This window comes from Isosphaeraceae bacterium EP7 (assembly GCA_038400315.1).
Lineage (GTDB): Bacteria > Planctomycetota > Planctomycetia > Isosphaerales > Isosphaeraceae > EP7.
This window is the reverse complement of the sequence record CP151667.1, coordinates 2,409,594-2,430,995: the sequence shown is the minus strand read 5'-3', so window position 1 is coordinate 2,430,995 and position 21,402 is coordinate 2,409,594. Positions and strand designations below refer to the sequence as shown.

The following is a 21,402-nucleotide window of genomic DNA, read 5'->3' as shown; positions in this document are numbered from 1 at the left end:
CGTTCCATTGGCGATCCACATTCTTCAGGGCCCGATCCCGCGTGTAAACCCGACGTCGCCCCATCGCCACTGACGGCCCGCCGTCATCCCGTGAACTAGCGACGCTGACGGAAGGTGAGCACATCATCCGGGTGAAGGTTGTTGCGCTTGACTGATTGCCGGAATGTACCGTGGCCGAGAACTCTGGAATTACCCGGACAATCCTGTAGTCTGGTGATGTTGAATCTTCGGAATCCACTCAAGCCGCTCACCCATGAGGCTGACGATGAGACGCATCGCCGTCACTCTGGGGATCCTACTCAGCCTCGTCTCGCCTACGAGGGGAGGCGAGACTCAGGTTGATTATGCTCGTCGTGTGAAGCCCATCCTTGCAGCCCATTGCGTCCGCTGTCACGGGGCGACCAAGCCGCGTGCCGGCCTGAGGTTGGACACCGCCAGGGAACTGGCTGAGGGAGGAGAGAACGGGCCGGTCATCTTGCCGGGGCGTGGCGGCGAGAGTCCGGTGGTGCTGGCACTCCGAGGTGATGGGGATGGCGAGCAGATGCCGCTGGATCGTCCACCCCTCTCCGAGGCCGAGATCGAAGCGATCCGACGTTGGATTGACGAGGGTGCCAAGGCCCCGGCCGAGGAGGTCCCTTCGGTGGCTCCGGCCCACTGGGCTTTCGTCCCGCCGGTCCATCACGTGCCGCCCCCAATCCGGGATCGGGCGTTGGCACACAACCCGATCGACCGCTTCATCCTTGAGGGATTGGAAGCCGAGGGGATTGTCCCATCGCCGGAAGCCGACCGGGCGACCCGCATCCGCAGAATCAGCCTCGACCTGCTGGGTCTTCCCCCCGACCCGTCCGACGTCGAGGCGTTCCTCCGCGATGACCGGCCAGACGCGCACGAACGCATGGTCGATCGGCTCCTGGCGTCGCCGCACTACGGGGAGCGGTGGGGGCGGCTCTGGCTGGATGGGGCCCGATACGCCGATTCGAACGGTTATAGCATCGATGCCCCCAGGACGATCTGGCCGTACCGAGACTGGGTGATCGACGCGTTGAACCGCGACATGCCCTTCGACGAGTTCACGATCGACCAGATCGCCGGGGACCTTCGGCCGGGGGCGACTCTGGCCCAGAAGGTTGCCACGGGGTTTCACCGTAACACGCCGATCAATCAGGAAGGTGGAATTGACATCGAGCAATTCCGGATCGATTCGATCATCGATCGCGCCAACACGACCGCCTCGGTCTGGCTCGGGCTGACGATGGGTTGCTGTCAATGCCACGACCACAAGTACGACCCGTTGTCCCAATCAGAATACTATCGATTCTTCGCGTTCTTCAACAATGTTGACGAGGTCGAGATGCCCCTCGCCTCGCCCGAAGCCGTCGCCCGGGCCGAGGCGGCTGAGATGGCAGCACACGCCTATCTCGCCAAGGTCGAGGCCGATGAACCGGCGCTGAAGGACAAGCAGGCGGCGTGGGAAGCCTCGCTCGACTTGGCGGGCCGACAGAAGCAGTCGCAAGCGGTGCGGGCCGTGTTTGACATCGTCTCCGAAAATCGCAACGCCCTCCAGAAGCGGATCGTCTTCGCCGCGTTCATCGACCAGGCTGCGGATTCGAAACATCACCGCGAGGCGATCGCGGCATTGCGGGGCAGCGCCCCGAAGTTCTCGACGTCGATGGTCGTGCGAGATCGGGAGAAGCCTCGCGAGACGCACCTCCTTACGCAAGGCGACTTCACTCGCCCTGCCGCGAAGGTCGAGCCGGGCGTGCCGACAGTCCTGCCCGGGCTGGCTACGTCCCACGAGGTCCCCGATCGCATGGATCTCGCCCGATGGCTCGTCGCCCCCGAGAACCCGCTCGTGGCTCGGGTTGCGGTCAATCGGCTCTGGCAGGTCTATTTCGGCCGTGGTCTCGTCGAGACGGATGACGACTTCGGGACCCAGGGGGCGAAGCCGTCTCATCCCGAGCTGCTCGACTGGCTCGCCACGGAGTTCATACGCAGCGGGTGGAGCCTCAAGGCAATGCATCGCCTGATCGTCACGTCGGCAACGTATCGGCAATCGTCGCGATACCGGGCCGACGTGACGGCGACTGACCCCGAGAACAGACGGCTCTCGCGACAGGCGCGACTCCGACTCGACGCCGAGCTAATCCGAGACGCGGCACTGTCGGCATGCGGGCTGCTCACGCCGCAGGTCGGCGGTCCGAGCGTCTTCCCGCCGCAGCCGGATGGCGTGATGAATTTTGGGCAGATGCGGCGGGAATGGGCGACCAGCTCCGGTCCCGATCGATATCGACGCGGGATGTATACGTTCCTCTGGCGGGCGACCCCGCATCCGCTCTTCACATTGTTCGATGCCCCTGATGGTGCGCGGTCCTGCACGCGAAGACTGCGGTCAAACACGCCCTTACAGGCCCTTACCTTGCTGAACGACGAAGCTTTCGTGGAGTGCGCTGCCGCACTGGCGGCGAGGCTGACGGAAGGGAATCGGACCGACGACGAGCGAATCGACGAAGCATTCCGACGATGCCTGGCAAGGACGCCGAACCGCCGTGAGCGCGAGCGACTGCACGCATTATTGGAATGTCAACGTGCCGATGAGCAGAATGACACGTCCGCTTGGACGACCGTAGCCCGAGTGGTCCTGAACCTCGACGAGTTCATCACGCGGGAATGATATGAATTCTCCCGACCATAGACTTCTCGAGCAGACACGCCGCCAATTCTTCGCCGATTGCGGCGTCGGACTTGGGTCCATCGCTCTCGGCTCGCTCCTGAATGAGAGCCGCGGCGGAGATATCGCCGCCAGTCACGCCGACCCGCTCGCTCCCAGGCCGGGGCATGGACCGGCGAAGGCGAAGAGCGTCATCTTCCTTTTCATGGCCGGCGGACCCAGCCAGTTTGAGTTGTTCGAACACAAGCCCGAGCTAGGCAAGTGGCACGGCAAGCCGATCCCCGATTCCTTCATTCGGGGCAAGCGGTTCGCCTTCATGGACACGTTCTCCAAGGAGCCGCCCAAGCTCCTGGCGACGGGCCGCGCCTTCGCTCAACATGGCGCAAGCGGGGCATGGGTCTCGGAGTGCCTTCCGCGGATCGCCACCATCGTGGACGACCTGACGGTGATCAAATCGGTGGTTACCGAGCCAATTAACCACGCCCCGGCGAAGCTGTTCATGAACACGGGGAGTACCCAGTTCGGCCGGCCTAGCCTGGGTGCGTGGCTGACCTACGGGATCGGAAGCGAGTCGAACGAACTTCCAGGCTTCGTGGTCCTCCAATCGGGACCGCGTGGGCCTCGCGGCGGCGCGGTGAACTGGGGGACCGGGTTCCTGCCGTCGGTCCACCAGGGGGTTCCCTTCCGCAACGGTGCCGAGCCGATCTTGAACCTGGCGAACCCCAAGGGCACGAACCCTGCGCGTCAGAGAGCGGTGATCGACGCGATCGGCGACCTGAACCGCGAGCGGCTGGACGCGACCGGCGACCCGGAAATTGCCACCCGGATCTCCTCCTACGAGATGGCCTTCCGGATGCAGGCGAGCGCCCCCGAATTGATTGACTTGCGGGGCGAATCGAAGGCGACGCTGGATCTTTATGGCGCTGAGCCTGGCCAGCCATCATTCGCAGCGAACTGCCTGCTGGCGAGGCGACTGGTCGAGCGTGGGGTGCGGTTCGTCCAGCTTTACCACAGTAACTGGGACCATCACGGGACACCCGGCCAGGACCTGGCCGGCGACCTGGACCTCGTCTGCCGCGAGATCGACAACCCGTGCGCGGCCTTGGTCCAGGACCTGAAGGCGCGAGGCCTGCTGGACGAAACACTCGTGATCTGGGGAGGTGAGTTCGGCCGGACCCCGATGGGTGAGGTGCGCGAGCAAGTCGGACGTAACCACCACGTCGACGCCTTCACAATGTGGATGGCCGGAGGTGGCACGAAGGCAGGTGTCGTCTATGGCGAGACTGATGAGTTCGGCTTCCGCCCTGTCGAGGGGCGTGTGCACGTGCACGACCTCCAGGCGACGATTCTCAACCTGCTGGGGCTCGATCACACCAGGCTCACTTACCGTTCCCAAGGGCGGAATTTCCGGTTGACCGACGTCGAAGGCACGGTCATCGAGGGGCTCCTGGCCTGATGGATTGTGCCCTGACAAGGCTCCACAATTCGGTCGAGAGTAAACCATGGCCAGCTTTAGTCAGTAGTTTCCCGAAAATTTCACTGTTAGGGCATCAGCTTACCTTCGGGCACATACATCCGCACCTCTGACTGGCTCGTGAAGCGGTAGACCTATTGGCATTCAAATAGCCCGATCCTTGTCACCCCGGTCGGATCGACTGTAGCATCCAGGGATGATACCTCGGGGATCTGCCGCCGAACTGGAAGCCCGTCGCCGCCTGGCGGTGACGCGGGTCAATGAGGGCTGGAAGCAGAAGGATGTCGCCGCGTTCCTGGGCGTCTCGCTCAAGGCCGTCGGCAAGTGGATGGCCGCCTATCGCGCCGCCGGCGAGGACGGTCTCAAGGGCAAGCCGCACCCGGGGCCCGCTCCGAAGCTGTCGCGCAGGCAGGAGCGGTCGGTCTTGTCCTGGCTGGCCGTCAGCCCCGAGGCCTTCGGCGACAAGACCCAGCTCTGGACCACCCGCAGGCTGGCCGAGGTGATCGCCCAGCGGTACGGCGTCCGCTTCAACTCCAACTGCCTGGCCGAGTGGCTCAGCCGCCGCGGCCACTCGCCGCAGAAGCCCGTGACCACGGCGGTGGAACGCGACAACCCGGCCATCGCCCGCTGGGCCGCCGAGGACTGGCCGCGGATCAAAAAAAAGCCCGGGACGAGCGGGCCCACGTCGTCCTGATCGACGAGAGCGGGTTCTTCCTCAACCCGACGCTACGTCGGACCTGGGCGCCGAGGGGCCGGACACCGGTGCTGACGGGGTTCGGCCGGCACCGCGACAAGGTCTCGACGATTGCGGCGATCTCCGTCGCCCCGCGGCGACGCCGTGTCGGCCTCTACTGGCGGACCGACCCGGCGCATTACATCGACGGGGCGGCGGTCGTGGCATTCCTGCGCGATCTGCTGCGGCACCTGCGCGGCGCGGTCGTGGTGATCTGGGGCGGCGGCAGCAACCACAAGGGGCCGCTGATTCGGACGCCCCTGTCACGCTATCCTCGCCTGCATCTGGAGCGGCTGCCGGCCTACGCCCCGGACCTCAACCCGGTGGAGTTCATCTGGGGGCACCTGAAGCACGGCCTGAAGGCCAACTTCGTGCCCCGCGACGTGCACGACCTGGATCGGGTCGTCAATGGCCATCTGGAGCGACTAGGTGGCCAGCCGGCGATGATCCGGTCGCTGTGGAGGGGATCGAACTCCCCTTCCATGGCAAGAACCTGGCGTCCTGATTACCAATAGCTGAACACACGCCCCATAAGGTCGGAAGTCTGCGTCGGCTTTTCGGATTTTTCCGGTGGGCCCGCTCCTCGTCCTCATTTGGATGATATGGTATTGACGCGTAATCGAACGGCCTCGCTCCGATCTTCCCACCGGCGATGCCGCCGATTCATCCTTGCGCATCTCCGTCGTGTCTCCGGGCGAGAGGGCTCTATGTCCGCCACAACGGCCGCGAGTTCGACCTCGCCTGATCGCAACCCTCGTCGCGCGGACCAGTCAATCCGTCAGCTCGTCGGGTTCCGGCTTGACGGCGCCGACTATGCCCTCGCGATCACCACGATACGCGAGATTATCCTGATGAAGCCGATCACCAGGCTTCCCCAGGTCCCAGCGTGGATCGAGGGCTTGATTAACCTTCGAGGCACGGTCATCCCGCTCGTGAATCTCCGCAAGAGATTCGGCCTGGACGGCCTGCCGTTCGACGATGAAACCCGGACGATTGTCGTCTCCGTCCATGACAAGACGATCGGCTTCATCGTCGACGAGGTCACGCAGGTGGTCCGGATCGCCGCCGACCAGGTTCAGCCATTACCGATTGCGATGACCGCCATCGCGACGCAGTACATCGCCGGTCTCGCTCGGCTCGAAGATCGCCTGATCATCATCCTCGATATCGACAAGCTCTTCGCACGCGGCGAGATCGAGCTCGACCCCTCCTCGGGCCTCTCCGTTGCCGCTGCTCTGCCCGTGATGTCCACAGAAAAAGGTGCGTGAGCCGTGGAACCGACCATGCCGAGCGATCGCCCCAAGGGGCCTGAACGCCCCAGCCGGATCAAGCGGTCCCGCTTCGGGCTCGGGCCGAGAAGGTTGCCAAACTGGACGGACGGGCCACCCGTCGTTGAGTCGTTGGCTGATGAGATTGGCAAGGGCAACGGCGTCGGGCCGAAGGCGGACGACGCATCCTCGGGCACCGCTCGGGCGGTGATCGACTCGGTCGAGGCGATCGTTCGCGCCGAGACGATTGACGAGATCGTGAAGACGACCCTCGACACGATCCGCCGAGAATTCGGTTGGGCGTATGGGTCGTACTGGTCGCTCGACCTGGAGCAGAAAGCCCTCGTCTTCGCCATGGATTCGGGCGAGGTCGACGCCGAGTTCGCCCGCGTGAGCCGCGCGGCCAAGTTCGCCGACGGCGAGGGCCTCAACGGCCGGGCCTGGCACCGTCGCGAGCTGGTCCACGTCGAGGATATCGGCGAGCTCGCCGATTGCTGCCGGGCTCCGATTGCGCGACGATCCGGGGTGCGCGCGGCCGTCTGCCTGCCCATCCTCAGGGGAGGCGAGGTCATCGGCACGATGGACTTCTTCGCCTCGGAGTCCCTGGATATCACCCGCGAGCGGCTCGACGCCCTGCGGGCGATCGCCCGGCTCGCCTCCGACAAGATCACCGTCCTGGGCGAGCAGCAGGAGATGGTCCGCCAGGCGCAGATGCTCGAGAATGCCCCGACGAGCATGATGTTCGCCGATCGCGACCTGAAGATCCGCTACATGAACCCGGCAACGCTCAAGCTCATGAAGCGGATCGAGGCCTACCTGCCCTGCAAGCCCGAGGAGATGATGGGCCGGTCGATCGACATGTTCCACCGCGACCCCTCACATCAGAGGCGCCTGCTGGCCGATCCCAAGAATCTCCCTCACCGCGCCCTGATCCAGATCGGCCCCGAGCAGGCCGATCTGCTCGTCAGCGCGATCCTCGATAAGTCGGGCAAATATCTCGGGCCGATGCTGACCTGGGACATCGTGACCGAGAAGATCCAGGCCGAGGCTCGCGAGGTCGAGATGGCCTCGGACACGTCCGCGATCAACCAACTCCTCCAGGCGATGGGCCGGGCCACCACCGAACATGAGGTGGCCATGACCGCGCTGGAAACGATACGCGAGACGTTCGGGTGGACCTACGGGGCGACCTGGGTGTTGGACCCGGCCGAGCGGGTCCTGAAATTCACGGCCGATTCCGGATATGTGGCCGAGGAGTTCCGCCGGGCGACGCGGGAGGCACGCTATCGCGAGGGGGAGGGCGCGCTAGGGCTCGTCTGGCAGACCCGCGAGATGGTCGTCCTGACGGAGATGCCCAACAGGTCGGCTGACCCCAGGGCCGCGGCGGCCAACGCGGCGGGCCTGAACTCGGCGGTCGGCCTGCCGATTTTGGTCGACGGCGTCGTCACGGGGGCGCTCGACTTCACCAGTGAGAAGAAGCTCCAGCTCTCCGAGCATCGCCTTGACACCCTCAAGAGCATTGGACGGATGATCTCGACGCGACTGGAGCGGGTCCGCCGCCAGGCCGAAGTCGAGCGGGCCAAGCACGACATGGAACGTAACGTCAACCAGCTGATGAAGGTAGCCCAGGCCGCCGCCAAGGGAGACCTGACCGTCGAGGTCGAGGTCAAGGGTGACGGCGACATGGGCCGGCTCGGCAGCGCCATCGCCGAGATGACCGACGATCTGAAGCAGGTCATCGGCCAGGTAATCGAATCGGCCAATCAGTTCTCCGAGGGGGCCAGGGTCGTCGCCGAGAGTGCCAGCTACCTGAGCGACTCGTCTCAGAACCAGGCGGCCACCGTCGAGGAGATGTCGGCCTCGGTCGAACATCTCAGCAAGGCGATCGTCGAGATCAACCAGAACGCCAATTCCGCCCGTGAACTGGCCGAGCGCACTTCGCACCTGGCCAAACAGGGCGGCGAGTCGGTCGACCAGGCGATCGAAGCGATGGTCCTCATCCGCAAGTCGAGCGAGCAGGTCAGCGACATCATCCAGGTCATCGGCGAGATCGCCAGCCAGACCAACCTGCTGGCCCTCAACGCCGCCATCGAGGCGGCAAGGGCCGGCGAGCACGGGCTCGGCTTCGCCGTCGTGGCCGATGAGGTCCGCAAGTTGGCCGAGCGGTCAAGGGCCGCCGCTAAGGAGATCACCTCCCTGATCAAAGAGTCCACCCGGCGGGTGGCCGATGGGGCCCAGCTCTCGGAAAAAGCCGGGCAGTCGCTGGCGACGATCGTCCACGGAGTCGAGGAGACCGCGGCGAGCATCGCCAAGATTGCCAAAGCCACGCAGGAACAGTCCGAGTCGGCGAGCGAGGTCAGCAAGGCGATCCAGGACGTCTCCACCATCACCGAGACCAACGCGGCCAGTTCCGAGCAACTCTCCGCCAGCGCCGAGGAGCTGGGGGCCCAGGCCTCGACCTTGAAAGAGCTGACCTCGAAGTTCAAGGTCTGATGGAGATTCTGGAAAGGCTGCGGACGGAGGGGGATGCGTGATCAACGGCGAGCTGACCGGGCCTGAGTTCGAGCGGTTCCTCGCCTTGATCTACAAGGTCGCGGGGATCCGCATCCCCGCCTCTAAGAAAGTGATGGTCAGCAACCGGCTCCGGCGCCGCCTCAGGGCGACCGGCATCGGATCCTTCGAGTCCTATTACATCCACCTGACCTCGCTCGCCGGAGCGTCCGAGATGCCGGCGTTTCTCGACGCCATCACGACGAACGAGACCTATTTCTATCGCGATATCCAGCATTATGAATGGTTCGGCGGGACGTTCCTGCCCGGCCTCGCCACGCAGGGTCGCCCCCGCGACAAGCCGCTGCGTGTCTGGTCGGCCGCGTGTGCCACGGGCGAGGAGCCTTATTCGCTCGCGCTGAAGGTCTTCGCGAACCGATTAGCCATGGGCGGTCGCAAGCTCACGATCCTGGGCACCGACATCAGCGGGGCCGCGCTGGCGACTGCTCGCCTGGCGAGCTACGATGCCAGGGCGGTCCGCCTGATCGGGGCTGAGGAGCGGAAGAAGGCGTTCGACCACGACGCAGCCCAGCAGCGATGGACGCTCAAGCCCGAGGTGCGTGACTTAGTGACCTGGAAGCTCCACAACCTCCTCAGGCCCATCGCCCAGGAGCCTTTCGACTGCATCTTCATCAAGAACGTGCTGATCTACTTCGATGACGAATCCAAGCGAGTCGTCGTTCGACGCCTTCTCGACGCGCTCGCCCGGGGCGGGTATCTGGTGGTCGGGCCCACCGAAGGGATCTTCACGATGCTCGGCGAGCTGACCAAGCACAAGACCTGGCTCTATCAGAAGCCGGCCTGACCGGGTCGCGACGAATCGCCTCGAATCCAGAGGATCCTGTCCATGTCGGGCTTCGATCTGACAGACCTACTTCCCTACTATCTGGACGAGACCGATGAGCAGATCGCCAGCCTGAGCGACGCGCTGCTCAAGCTGGAGCAGGCGCCCACCGAGGAGGCGTCGCTGCGCGCGGTGTTCCGCCTGGTCCACACCATCAAGGGATCCTCGATGGTGCTCGGGTTCGAGTCCGTGAAGGACCTGACCCACCACCTCGAAGCCTATTTCGACGCCCTCAGGAGCGGGAAGAGGTCTCTCGATCGGCGCTCGCTCGACCTCTGCTTCCGCTGCCTGGACGCCCTCCGCGACTACCACAAGGATCTCCGGGCCGAGGGCCAAAGCGCCGTCGACCTTGCGGCCCTGACAGCCCTGGTCGTCCGGATTTCCGAAGGCCACGAAGAGGAGGAGTCCGCGCCGTCGGCCGAGGACGAGCCCTCCTCGACCGCCGAGCCTATCCGGCCGACCGTGAGCCTGGAAGGCGAGGTGATCACCTGCCTCACACTCCGGTTCGAGCCGAACCTGCCCTGGCCCGACATGAAGGCGAAACTCGTCCTGAATCGGCTCGCCGCCAAGGCCCGAATCCTGGCCACCGACCCGCCCGCCGACCAGCTCGAAGACAACGAGGATCTCCGTTGCTTCCGGATCTGGCTGGTCGCCGACGCCAGCGAGGGCGACCTGCTAGCCCTGGTCGACGTCGACGGCGTGGCGGGATCCGACGTCGAGGCCGTCTCGGGCGTTGGCGTCTTGCCCGACGAAGGCCGACTTCCCGACCCGATCGCGCCCCCTGCCCTTCCCGTCGTCCCCACCCCCCAACCTTCCGGAGAACGCGAAGACGAGGTTGGAGAATCGCCTGACTCTCACGTCTCGATGCGTGATGAGATTGCCCCGGCAATCGAACCCGAGGCCTCCGCGGCCGACACCAAGGCCGCGACTTCGCCTCTGGGCGAGGTCAGGAAGCGAGTTGCCGAGACGGTCCGCGTCGACGTCGACCGGCTCGACCAGCTCATGAACCTGGCGGGCGAGCTGGTCATCAGCAAGTCTCGGTTCTCCGAGATCGCCCGCGGGCTCGACGAGCTGTTCCGAGACTCGAACGCGCAGCTCCTTGCGGCCGACACCCTTGACCGGCTCGATGGGATCGCCCAGGGCCTTGAGGGGCGAGAAGCCACTGAGCATCTCGCGGGCGGCTCGATTGGCCGTTGGGCCGCACAGATCCGCAGGCTCCGCGAGAACTTCCGCGTGATCGAGGTCGAACTCGACCTGATCCGCCAGGGGCGCGAGCGGCTCGCCGCCATGTCGGAGGCCATCGATCATCTCTCCAGGGTCTCCGACGGCATCCAGCGAGGCGTCCTGGAGACCAGGATGGTGCCGATCGGGCCGCTCTTCGACCGATTCCATCGCGTGATCCGCGACCTGAAGCAGACGTCGGGCAAGGAGGTGGTCCTGCGGACCGAGGGCGAGAAGACCGAGCTGGACAAGCGGATGATCGACGAGCTGGGCGACCCGCTCGTCCACCTGATCCGCAACGCAGTCGACCATGGCCTGGAGGCGCCCGACGTCCGCGAGGCCGCGGGCAAGCCCCGCGTAGGCACGGTCTCGCTGGCCGCCTCACATCGGGGGAATAGCGTCGTCATCACCGTTAGCGACAACGGCCGTGGCATCGACCGCGAGAAGGTCCGCCGCAAGGCCGTGGCAAAGGGCCTGATCGGCGAGGAAGAGTCGCACAGGCTGAGCGACCGTCAGGTCGTCCAGTACATCTTCCACCCCGGCCTGAGCACGGCCGAGACCGTGACTGACATCTCCGGCCGTGGCGTGGGCATGGACATCGTCAAGAGCCGGATCGAGGCCCTCAACGGCACCGTCGAGGCCCGCCCCGAGCCCGGCCGCGGCACGACCTTCACCATCCGCCTGCCGCTGACCCTCGCCATCATGTCCGTCCTTCTCGCAAGAGTGGGCGAGGAGACGTATGCCATCCCGCTGGATCACCTCGACGAGATCGTCGAGATTGGACCGGGCCAGATCTACCGGGTCCACGGCCGACGGTCGATCGAGATCCGCGGCAAGATCACGTCACTCGTCTCCTTCGCCGATGTCTTCAGGCCGGATGACACCCACCCGGGCGTCGCCGAGGCGGAAGCCATCGACGCGAAGCACACCGTCGTGATCGTCTCCGACGGCGAGGCGACCATCGGCCTGATCGTTGACGAGCTGCTCGGGATGCAGGAGGCGGTCTTGAAGTCATTAGCCAGGAACTTCAGGCCGATCGGTGGGCTCTCCGGGGCGAGCATCCTCGGCGACGGCCGGGTCTGCCTGATCCTTGACGTCGAGGCCCTTATCGGGATGGCCGCGCTCGAGGCCGGCCGGATCGACGCGACTTCGGCCGCGGCCGGTTGGCGGGGGCTTTGAATCATGGGGCAGTCCTTGAACGAACATGCACGGCAACGCCTCAGGGCCATCTTCGAACGCGGGGCGGAGGATGCCTCGGCCGCGCTCTCGAAATGGCTCGGCCAGCCAGCGACGCTCCGGACCAGCGACGTCGAGGAGGTTGACCTCGCCGAGGCCGCCGAACTCCTCGGCCCGGCCGACGAGCTCGTGGCCGTCAGCTCGATGGAGATCCTCGGTCAAATCAGCGGCCAGCTCCTGCTCGTCTTCGAGGGCCGGTCGGGCCTGGCTCTGGTCGACTTGCTCCTCCGACAGCCGGACGGGACGGCCGATTCCTGGGGCGAGCTGGAGCAATCCGCGGCCAACGAGACGGCCAACATCGTCGGCTGCGCTTACCTCAATTCGCTGGCCGTCATGCTCCCCCGGCCACGCGAGGGGTCGAGCGATGCCGCCGCGGGGATCATCCCTTCACCGCCAAGCTTCCGGCACGAGTTCGCTGGGAGCCTCCTCGAATTCGCCCTGATGGAGCAGGCGTGTCAACTCGACCGGCTCCTCCTGATCAAGACACGCTTCGAGTCTGACGCGAAGGAGCTTGGCTGGTCGCTTCTTCTGGTCCCGAGCAGCGACTCGCTGGAGTGGCTGGCCCAGGTTGTCTAGCCTGGTCTCGGTCGCTTCCAGCCTCAAAAACTCCGTCTGCCGAAGATCCAGGACACGAATCCTCCCGTCGAACCCCCGAAAGGCCGACCCTTGAGCAATCGGGACCCATTCGAGATCGTGTCGGTCCCGATCGGTCGCTGGCAGGTCACCTCCGCGCCGAATCAGCTCAGGACGTTGCTCGGCTCGTGCGCAGGGGTCATCCTTCACGACCGAGCCGCGAAGCTGGGAGGGGTGGCTCACATTGTCCTGCCCGACTCGAAGGGGACGTCCGACCAGCCTGGGAAATTCGCCGACACAGCGATCCCGGCGATGATCGCCGATCTTGAGCGGCTGCTCGGCCGAAGCTCTCGAGGGCGTCTGACGGCGAAGGTCGTCGGTGGCGCGAGCATGTTCCAGACGGGGCCCGCCCTGAATATCGGCAAGATGAACCAGGATGCGGTTGACCAGATCCTCGGCACGCTGGGAATCCCCGTGCTGGCCAGGGATGTCGGGGGAGGGGCGGGCCGACGGCTAACGCTCGACCTCGCGACGGGGATCGTCCAGATTCGAGTTCCCGGCGGCGAAGAATATAAGATCTGAGGTCGAGGCCGGGCCAACCGGCCACGCCAAGGCCCCGGGGGAGTTATGATGGGACGCTTGCTGGTCGTCGACGACGCCATGATGATGCGACGGATGATCCGAGGTGCGGCCGAAGCGGCTGGCTGGGAAGTCGTCGGAGAGGCCAGAAATGGCCAGGAAGGCGTCGACCTTTACGATCGGCTCAGGCCAGGGCTGGTCACGATGGATGTCGTCATGCCCGAGATGGGGGGCCTCCAGGCACTCCGGCTCATTCGCGAGATCGACCCCGAGGCGCGCGTGGTGATGGTCTCGGCCCTGAACCAGAAGCAGACCATCGAGGAGGCCATCCGCGACGGCGCCCTCGATTTCCTCGTCAAGCCGTTCGACCGCGACCGCCTCATCGCCCTGCTGGGCAAGGTCCAGGCCTTGCCCCCTTCGACCACGAGCCCCAAGCCCTGAATTGCATCGAGCCCCGATCGTGCCCGCAGGAGGCGGTCCCTTGTCGAGAACAGAACCGGTCCGCGTCCTCGTCGTTGACGACTCGGCTCTGATGCGCAAGCTTCTGGCCGGCATCCTCGGCCTCAGCCCCGAGATCACGGTCGTCGGCTCGGCCAGGGACGGGACCGAGGCGATCGAGCTGGCGCAGAAACTCCGCCCCGACGTGATCACCCTCGACGTCGAGATGCCCGGCATGTCCGGCCTGGAGACACTCCCCCTGCTCTTCGCCGTCCACGAGGCCCCCGTGATCATGGTCAGCGTCCTCACCCAGGAGAGGGCGGCTGTGACCCTGGAAGCGCTTGAGCTGGGGGCTTTCGACTTCTTGCCCAAGCCGACCCACCACCAGCTTGCCGAATTGAAGGCCCTGGGAGAGGTCCTGGTTGGCAAGGTGCTCGCGGCTGCTCAAAGCCACGTCAGGCGGCCGGGGCCAAGGCAACCGAAGCCCGCGGCCCGGCCCCCTTCGCGCCAGGACATCCCCACGTCCCAGGCGCCGGCAACGACCCCAACCGCGGCGGCCGAGGTGGTGGTGATCGGCATCTCCACCGGCGGCCCCCAGGCGCTGGGGCAGGTGTTCGCCGGGATGTCGCCACCGATGCCGCCGATTCTCATCGTGCAGCACATGCCGAGCGGGTTCACCCAGGTTTTTGCCGAGCGGCTGGGCCGACAGTGCAACCTGACAGTGAAGGAGGCCGAGGAGGGGGACCGGGTCCTGCCCGACCAGATCCTGATCGCACCCGGCGGCCGGCAGATGACTCTCACCGGCCGTTCGCCTCGCGTCCACGTCTCGATCTCCGACGGACCGCATGTCAGCGGACACAAGCCGTCGGTCGACGCGCTCTTCCTCTCGGCAGCTAAAGTATTCGGGGCGGCGACCACGGGCATCATCATGACCGGGATGGGGCGAGACGGTGTCGAAGGGTGCAAGTCGATCCTCGCCGCGGGTGGATTGACCTTAGGCCAGGACGAGGCAACCTCTGTTGTCTACGGCATGAACAAGGCCGCGTTCCTCGAGGGAGGGGTTCGCCGCCAATTCGCCCTCGAAGAATTGCCCGAGATCCTGGCCCGGCTGGCGCGAAGAAAACCCAGGCCGACCCCAGCGAATGACTGACGACCCGCGAAGGTCAATGCGATAACGTCGATGCGTCCCGGAGGGGATGTCGTTCCCGCAATGTCTCGGGCTCGACTCTCATCGTCTCGAGCTCGGCTCGTTGATGCCGAGGCCAGACCATGGCCGGCGCATCAATCGCAACGCCCCCACCCGTACGCCGCGTCGAGGCTCGGGTCACCGACGAGGGTGCGGTTCTGGACGATCGGTGACTTTTCTCCGCCCCGCAGATCAGATGGAGCTCTTCCCGTCATCGTCCAGTCGGGCCAGGGCGTCGTGGAGCGAGGCGGCGCGGATCGGTTTGGTCAGGTAGTCGTCGAAGCCGGCTTCCAGGCAGCGCTCGCGGTCGCCGGCCATGGCGTGCGCCGTCAGCGCCACGACCGAGGGACGCCGGGCCGTGCCCCGTTCCAACGCGAGGATCGCCGCCAGGGCTTCGAAGCCGTCCATCACGGGCATCTGAACGTCCATGAAAACGACGTCGAAGGAACCGGCCGCGGCAGCCTCGACAGCCGCCCTGCCGTCGCCGACGATCGTAACCACATGCCCAAGCTTCTCCAGCATCCGGGCCGCCACCTTCTGATTGACGGGATGGTCCTCCGCGAGCAGTACGCATAGCTGCCGCGACGAGGTCGGGGTACGTTCGGCCCCGTCAGGCACGGCCGTCTGGGACTCATCCTCGGCCAAGCCCACCAAGGCCGCCACGGCGTTGAACAACTCAGATTGGCGGACCGGCTTCGCCAGCCAGGCTCCGATCCCGAGATCACGGAAGCGGGGCGACTCGTCGGCTCCGCCGGATGTCAGCATCAGAATCTTGACCTCGTTTAGCTCGGGATTGCGGCGAATCCGGTCGGCCAACGCGAGGCCGTCTATCCCGGGCATCGTCCGGTCCAGCACGACGACCTCGAACGGCTCGGAACGTCGAGCGGCCTCCGCCATGGCCTCGAGGCATTGCTCGGGGTCGGTCGCGTTGGCCCGGCAGCCCCAGGCCGACAGTTGCTCCTCCAGGATCGTGCGAGTGGTGCGATTGTCGTCAACAATGAGGACGCGGAGGCCGGCCGGCGGTGCCGCTCCAGGCCCAACGGCGAGAGAATTGTCCACGGGTCCTGGTGCCAGGTGGACTTCGAAACGGAAGATGCTGCCGCCGACGGGATTGGCCTCGGCCCAGATCCGCCCCCCCATCAGCCCGACCAATTGGGCCGAGATCGATAGTCCTAGGCCGGTGCCCCCGAACTTGCGGGTGGTGGATCCGTCGGCCTGCTCAAACGGCGCGAAGATCGAAGCCCGCTTGTTGGCCGGGATTCCGACCCCGGTGTCCGACACGGCCAGGCGGATCTCGCAGTCCTCCTTGCCGGGCTCGCCGGCCTCGATGGCCACGCAGACCTCGCCTCGCTCGGTGAACTTGATCGCATTTCCGACCAGGTTGATCAGAACCTGCCGGAGACGTCCAGCGTCGCCGACGACCGTGCCGGGGACGTCCGGGCCGACCCGGCATGCAAGCTCCAGCCCCTTGTCGTGGGCCCTGATCGCCAGGGCTCTTAGGGTGTCCGTTACGGCGTCGCGGATGTCGAAGGGGGCCTCGTCGAGCGTGAGCTTGCCCGCCTCGATCTTGGAGAAGTCGAGGATGTCGTCGATGACCGTGAGTAGCGATTCCGCGGAGGTCCTGACCAGGCCAAGATATTCGCGCTGGCGCGGGTCGAGCTTGGTGCCCAGGGCCAGCTCGGTCATGCCGAGTATGCCATTCATGGGGGTGCGGATCTCGTGACTCATGTTGGCGAGGAACTCCCCCTTGGCCCGGGTGGCGGCCTCGGCCGCCTCCTTGGCATGGCGCAGCTCTCCCTCGGCTCGCCTGCGCTCGGTGGCGTCGGCGTGCACCCCGATCCACTCGCAGATCGTCCCGCCCTCCGAGAAGATCGGGACAGCTCTTACTGACATGTGCCGATATTCGCCGTCGTTCCGCCTGAGCCGATGCTCGACCTGGTAGAGCGAACGGCTCGCGGTGGCCTCGGCCCAGACGCGTGCCGTCTCGTCCCGGTCCTCGGGGTGAACCGCATCGAGCCAGCCCCATCCCCTGAGCTGGTTGAAGGACTGGCCGGTGAAGGCGGACCAGGCGTGCTGGTCCGATTCGAATTCGCCGGAAGCCGGCGTGATCCAGACGATCGCCGAAGTGGCCTCCACCAGCGACCGATAGCGCTGCTCGTCGGCCAGCTTTCGGTCGTGGATGTCGGCACAGGTCCCGACCCACTGGAGGACCTTCCCGTCATCGCCGCGCATCGGCTCGGCCCGGCGAAGGTGCCAACGGAATGAGCCGTCGACATTGCGGAGGCGGAACTCGCACTGGTAGTCCGTGCCGTCGCCGGTCGACCGTCCCCATGAGCCGCGACAGCGGTCCAGGTCGTCGGGGTGGACGGCCCGCTCCCATCCCCTCCCCTCGTACTGCTCGCGACCCTGCCCGGTGAACTCGGTCCACCGCCGGTTCATGTAATCGGCCCCCCCGTCGGGCCGCGCCGTCCAGATGATGAGGGGCATCGTTTCGGCGAGGAAGCGGTAGCGTCCCTCGACTCGGAGTCGATCGCGTCCTGCCCCGTACAGGGCATGCGCATTGGCGCCGATGCAGGCTGCGAGGATGGCGATGGTGGCGACCACGCGGACAGCCGCGGCGGACCCCTCGTCGACGAGTCCGGAGCGGCCAGCCATCAGGGACAGGCCTTCCAGGGCGACGGGCAGGAGGATCGCCACCGGCAGGAGCCGCCTCGCCATCTGATCTCCGGCGTTCGCCGCCATCATGCCCCCCCTGGGCGGGCCGAGTTGATGCCAGCGGCCAGCGTCGGCGTACCGATGGCGGTGTGCATCGACATCTGATTAAAGGCGGAACGTCCCTCGACCCGACCGAGTACGTAGAGCTCGCCGAACAGGGACGAGTCGGCTGTCGAGGCTGCCAACTTCGCCAGCGTATGGGCAACCCAATCGCCTCGATTGTTGGCGATCAAGACGAGGGCGGTGAAATTCATCGCGACCACCGGGTCGATTCGGCCGGGTCGGAGCGATCCGATGGCACCCGTCGGCTCTCGGACGAGGGGCTGGTCGATGTCCGAGTCGTCGCCCGAAGCGTAGCCGATGAGGAGCCCAGTCAGCGAGACCGAGCGAGCGAGGTGAGAGTTCGCCGTGTTCCTGCGAACCTCGCGAATGTTCCGGAGGGCTACGTCTGCCAGGATCAGGGTCAGGGCGGAGTTCGGGTTCATCCTGGCAGGCCGGGGATGACACACTTGAGGGGCTCCAGCCCGAAGGTCCAACCGGGCATGGACAACGACCCCAGGTTGTTTGATGCGGCTGCGCCGCTCCTGGTCAGCTCGGGTCGTTTGACGTCCTCTCCGGTGGGGATGGTCTCGTTCATCGAGCGGACTCTTCCGTCGTCGGTCGGTCTGGGCGGGAGCGGCCCGGAGTTCGGCGTTACGGGCCTGACCGCTGCCGGCCCTCGCGCGACCGGGATGGATGCACCGCAAGGCATTACGGGGAGAGGTCGGCTACCTGAAGCGTACCTCGCCGCAGTGCGGAGAAGGTTGGGTAAAGTCGGGCAGATCGGGATGTTTGGCCATAAAGTCGGTGATAATAATGGCTTATGCCATCGCGAATTTTGTATCTGAACGGATCGTTTGATCGTGAAATATACGAACGTTTGACCGCCTGCCGAGGCCGCCGTGCCCCTGACCGGCCCCATCAACTTCCCGCCGGACGGCGTGGCTCGAGGACCCTGGGTGCGGCTCGCTGACTTCGACGTCTGACTGTTCCCAACAATGCTGGCCTTCCCCTACACCGACGCCCCTTCGGTCGGAAAGCCCACGCTGCTCGATTGGTCGGCCCGCAGGAGGCCCGAGGCGTCACGAAGGAATTTGGTCCACCGCAAGGGCACTTGAAGGCCCCTGAAACGCTGGCGGTGATGCTGTGCGGGTCGTTGGCCAGTCGGAGTTGTTCCTCGGGTTGTGTCCATTTTAGCGCCTGGCAACCAGATCCTGCATCCTCAAGAAATGGTTTGGGGGTCGACGCACGATTCAGCGAAGCCTCGGTACGCCGAACACGGCACCCCAGTGCCTGCCGTCGCAGGGGTAGAGTCTGCCCCATCGCACACCGACAACGATGCTCAGACGAAGCTCTGAGAAGGTCGGAAGTCGTGCGTGTCCCGAAGCATTTCAAGGCTGCAGTCGTTGGATTTTATATTTATTTAATAGTTGCGATCTTCGTTATGTTCGGTAAAAGACCGGAATTATGAGCCAATTATTTAATTAATATGCCTAAAAATTGATGTGGAATGATCATTGTCGCACGATGTGATGAATCATGCGAGGTATCCGCCCGCGCTCTCGTGCCTCGATCCGGGTACTGGGCTCGGGCACCGGGAAGTTCCCCGCCCACCAGGGAAGATGAAGATGACGTCAACGTCGGCCGCGAACGCAGCCGCAGACTCGATCGACGCTGGGGATCCGCCGGCCCCGGGGGACGTCCCTCGGCCGGTGCTCTCGTTGGCGGACTCCGAGCAGCAGTTCCGACGGCTCTTTGAAGCGGCCCGCGACGGGATCTTATTCGTCGACCGTGACAGCGGGGCGATCGTCGACGCGAACCCATACTTGCTGGGGCTTCTCGGCTACTCGCGTGCAGAGGTGGAAGGACGTCACCTGTGGGAGATCGGCCTTCTGGGTGACGAGGGGGCCAGCCGCGCGGCATTCCGCGAACTCCAGGCGTTGGGGTACGTGAGGTATGACGACCTGCCGCTGGAAACGCGAGACGGCCGCCGCGTGGAGGTGGAGTTCGTAAGCAACGTGTACCGGACGGGCGACCACCTGATCATCCAGTGCAACATCCGCGAAATCACGGATCGGAAACGTGCCGAGGCGACGAACGCCCGGCTGGCAGCGATCGTGGGGTCGTCCGACGACGCAATCATCGCCAAGGACCTCGGTGGGGTGGTGACTTCCTGGAACGCTGCCGCGGCGCGGCTCTTCGGCTACGAGGAGCAGGAGGCCGTCGGCGAGTCGATCTCGCGGATTATCCCGGCCGACCGTCTCGATGAGGCGGCGGCAATCCTCGAGAGGCTTCGTGGAGGCCATCGGGTAGATCACTTCGAGACGGTCCGCCGGCGCAAGGACGGCGTGCTGGTCGACGTCTCGTTGACGATCTCGCCGATCCGGGACCGGGCCGGTCGATTGATCGGCGCGTCGAAGATCGCCCGCGACATCACGGATCGGAAGCGTGCCGAAGCGGAGCTGGTGCGTGCCCAGGATCAGGCCGAGGTGTCGGGCCGCGCCAAAGACATGTTCCTGTCGGCTCTGAGCCACGAACTGAAGACGCCGCTGACGCCGGTGCTGGCGACGGTCTCCCGCATGGAGTCGATGGCCGACCTTGCCGATTGGCTGCGAGCGGACCTTGCCACGATCCGCCGCAACGTGGAGCTCGAGTCGCGACTGATCGATGACCTTCTCGAGGTGACACGGGCCGGGCGAGGGAAGCCGGATTTGCACTTCGAGGTGCTCGACGCGCACGTCGTACTGCGTTCGGCCGTGGAACTGTGCCATGTGGAGGTGGACTCCAAGCAGCTGGAAGTCTCGCAGGCGATGCGGGCGGCGTCCCATCTGGTGTGGGGTGACTCGTCGCGACTTCAGCAGGTGTTCTGGAATTTGATCACGAACGCGGCGAAGTTCACGCCCCCGGGGGGGATCATCCGGATCCGCTCGATGGATGCCGGGTCGGGGCGCCTGGCGATCGAGATTTCAGACTCGGGCGATGGGATCGACCCGGAGTTCCTGCCCCGGGTCTTCAACGCCTTCGAGCAGGGGAACCCGGAGGCATCGCGTCGTCAAGGCGGTCTCGGTCTTGGCCTTTCGATCGCGAAGCTTTTGGTGGATCAGCACGGCGGCGCGCTGACGGCGGCGAGCGACGGCTTGGGCCTCGGCTCGACGTTCCGCGTCGAACTGGAGCAGGTAGCCGGTGTTGAGGTCGAGCAGCTGGCCTGTGTTGAGTCGGAGTATTCGGCGTGTGTTCAGTTGGAAACGCTGGCCGGTGCGGAGGCCTCGACCCCATCGCCCCGATCGACGTCGAGACCCTCGGAGTTGCCGCTGCGGCTGTTGCTGGTGGACGACAACCCCGACACCCTGCGTGCGGTCGGCCAGCTACTGCGCACAATGGGCTTCGCGTTGCGGACCGCGTCGAACGTAGCCGAAGCCATGGAGGCCTTGTCGTTGGAGCGTTTCGATCTGCTGATCAGCGACATCGGTCTGCCGGACGGCAGCGGGCTTGAGATCATGCACCACAGCCGGGACGCATTCGGCCTGAAGGGGATCGCGTTCAGCGGCTATTCTTCGCCGCAGGATGTGAGCGACAGCCTCGCAGCGGGCTTCTCTCACCACCTGCCCAAGCCATCGAGCCTGAATCAGCTGGTGGACTTGATCCGGCGAACAGCGGCGTGACGACTCGCCTTCGTCCAGCGACCCTTGCCTGCGCCTCGGCGGGCCGAGGAGGATGACGGTCCGTCGGTCACCGATTGGCCGGAACAGATCGGCCCAGTTTATTTATTGGCCTGAGTTCTCGGGCTGTCATTCAGAATGAGCAGCAGAACCTTGCCCGGATCGAGTGCGGTAGCTGTGCGCTTGCTCAAAGGTGGCTACCCCGGCATCTTCGCCGGA

At 65.4% G+C, this 21,402-nt stretch carries 16 protein-coding genes; 13 read left to right on the top strand and 3 right to left on the bottom strand.

The window, feature by feature from the left end; genetic code table 11:
* Positions 1 to 265 precede the first annotated feature (265 nt).
* The 12 genes from EP7_RS09300 to EP7_RS09245 all read left to right on the top strand — a co-directional run bounded on the left by EP7_RS09300 (position 266) and on the right by EP7_RS09245 (position 14,734).
* On the top strand, positions 266 to 2,671 hold the full coding sequence (locus tag EP7_RS09300; protein WP_463527582.1) for a PSD1 and planctomycete cytochrome C domain-containing protein: 2,406 nt from the start codon (positions 266 to 268) through the stop codon (positions 2,669 to 2,671).
* Position 2,672: 1 nt separating this feature from the next.
* Positions 2,673 to 4,124, top strand: a complete 1,452-nt coding sequence (locus EP7_RS09295; RefSeq protein ID WP_463527581.1) for a DUF1501 domain-containing protein — start codon at positions 2,673 to 2,675, stop codon at positions 4,122 to 4,124.
* A gap of 214 nt (positions 4,125 to 4,338) precedes the next feature.
* Positions 4,339 to 4,836 carry a helix-turn-helix domain-containing protein gene (locus EP7_RS09290; RefSeq protein WP_463527580.1) on the top strand — a complete coding sequence of 166 codons (498 nt, stop codon included), beginning with the start codon at positions 4,339 to 4,341 and terminating at the stop codon, positions 4,834 to 4,836.
* Positions 4,770 to 5,390 (top strand): transposase, encoded by a 621-nt coding sequence (locus EP7_RS09285; RefSeq protein ID WP_463528389.1) that lies wholly within the window; start codon positions 4,770 to 4,772, stop codon positions 5,388 to 5,390. The genes EP7_RS09290 and EP7_RS09285 overlap by 67 nt, the downstream gene beginning before the upstream one ends.
* A gap of 192 nt (positions 5,391 to 5,582) precedes the next feature.
* Positions 5,583 to 6,143 carry a chemotaxis protein CheW gene (locus EP7_RS09280; protein ID WP_463527579.1) on the top strand — a complete coding sequence of 187 codons (561 nt, stop codon included), beginning with the start codon at positions 5,583 to 5,585 and terminating at the stop codon, positions 6,141 to 6,143.
* 132 nt (positions 6,144 to 6,275) lie between these two features.
* Complete coding sequence (locus tag EP7_RS09275) at positions 6,276 to 8,636, top strand: methyl-accepting chemotaxis protein (RefSeq protein ID WP_463527578.1); 2,361 nt, start codon at positions 6,276 to 6,278, stop codon at positions 8,634 to 8,636.
* Between the two features lie 37 nt (positions 8,637 to 8,673).
* Positions 8,674 to 9,498 (top strand): CheR family methyltransferase, encoded by an 825-nt coding sequence (locus tag EP7_RS09270; protein WP_463527577.1) that lies wholly within the window; start codon positions 8,674 to 8,676, stop codon positions 9,496 to 9,498.
* A 42-nt stretch (positions 9,499 to 9,540) separates the two neighbouring features.
* Positions 9,541 to 11,937: a chemotaxis protein CheA gene (locus EP7_RS09265; protein ID WP_463527576.1), complete on the top strand. Its 2,397-nt coding sequence runs from the start codon at positions 9,541 to 9,543 to the stop codon at positions 11,935 to 11,937.
* A gap of 3 nt (positions 11,938 to 11,940) precedes the next feature.
* On the top strand, positions 11,941 to 12,570 hold the full coding sequence (locus EP7_RS09260) for a chemotaxis protein CheC (protein ID WP_463527575.1): 630 nt from the start codon (positions 11,941 to 11,943) through the stop codon (positions 12,568 to 12,570).
* A gap of 90 nt (positions 12,571 to 12,660) precedes the next feature.
* The gene (locus EP7_RS09255) at positions 12,661 to 13,149 is read left to right on the top strand and encodes a chemotaxis protein CheD (protein WP_463527574.1); all 489 of its coding nucleotides are present in this window, start codon (positions 12,661 to 12,663) and stop codon (positions 13,147 to 13,149) included.
* A gap of 48 nt (positions 13,150 to 13,197) precedes the next feature.
* Positions 13,198 to 13,587 (top strand): response regulator, encoded by a 390-nt coding sequence (locus EP7_RS09250; protein WP_463527573.1) that lies wholly within the window; start codon positions 13,198 to 13,200, stop codon positions 13,585 to 13,587.
* A gap of 40 nt (positions 13,588 to 13,627) precedes the next feature.
* Positions 13,628 to 14,734, top strand: coding sequence for a protein-glutamate methylesterase/protein-glutamine glutaminase (locus tag EP7_RS09245; protein ID WP_463527572.1), 1,107 nt, complete (start codon positions 13,628 to 13,630; stop codon positions 14,732 to 14,734).
* A gap of 228 nt (positions 14,735 to 14,962) precedes the next feature.
* On the opposite strand, the gene EP7_RS09240 is transcribed toward EP7_RS09245, so the two are convergent.
* Genes EP7_RS09240 through EP7_RS09230 form a run of 3 tightly spaced genes read right to left on the bottom strand, consistent with a single transcriptional unit; the run spans position 14,963 to position 18,122 of the window.
* Complete coding sequence (locus EP7_RS09240; protein WP_463527571.1) at positions 14,963 to 17,512, bottom strand: response regulator; 2,550 nt, start codon at positions 17,510 to 17,512, stop codon at positions 14,963 to 14,965.
* Positions 17,512 to 17,970, bottom strand: coding sequence for a hypothetical protein (locus EP7_RS09235; protein ID WP_463527569.1), 459 nt, complete (start codon positions 17,968 to 17,970; stop codon positions 17,512 to 17,514). Before EP7_RS09235 ends, EP7_RS09240 begins: the two co-directional genes overlap by 1 nt.
* The gene (locus EP7_RS09230; RefSeq protein ID WP_463527568.1) at positions 17,967 to 18,122 is read right to left on the bottom strand and encodes a hypothetical protein; all 156 of its coding nucleotides are present in this window, start codon (positions 18,120 to 18,122) and stop codon (positions 17,967 to 17,969) included. The genes EP7_RS09235 and EP7_RS09230 overlap by 4 nt, the downstream gene beginning before the upstream one ends.
* Positions 18,123 to 19,236: 1,114 nt before the next feature.
* Between EP7_RS09230 and EP7_RS09225 the strand changes: the two genes are divergently transcribed.
* Entirely contained in the window at positions 19,237 to 21,186 is a 1,950-nt protein-coding gene (locus EP7_RS09225; RefSeq protein WP_463527566.1) for a PAS domain S-box protein, read from the top strand.
* Positions 21,187 to 21,402 lie beyond the last annotated feature (216 nt).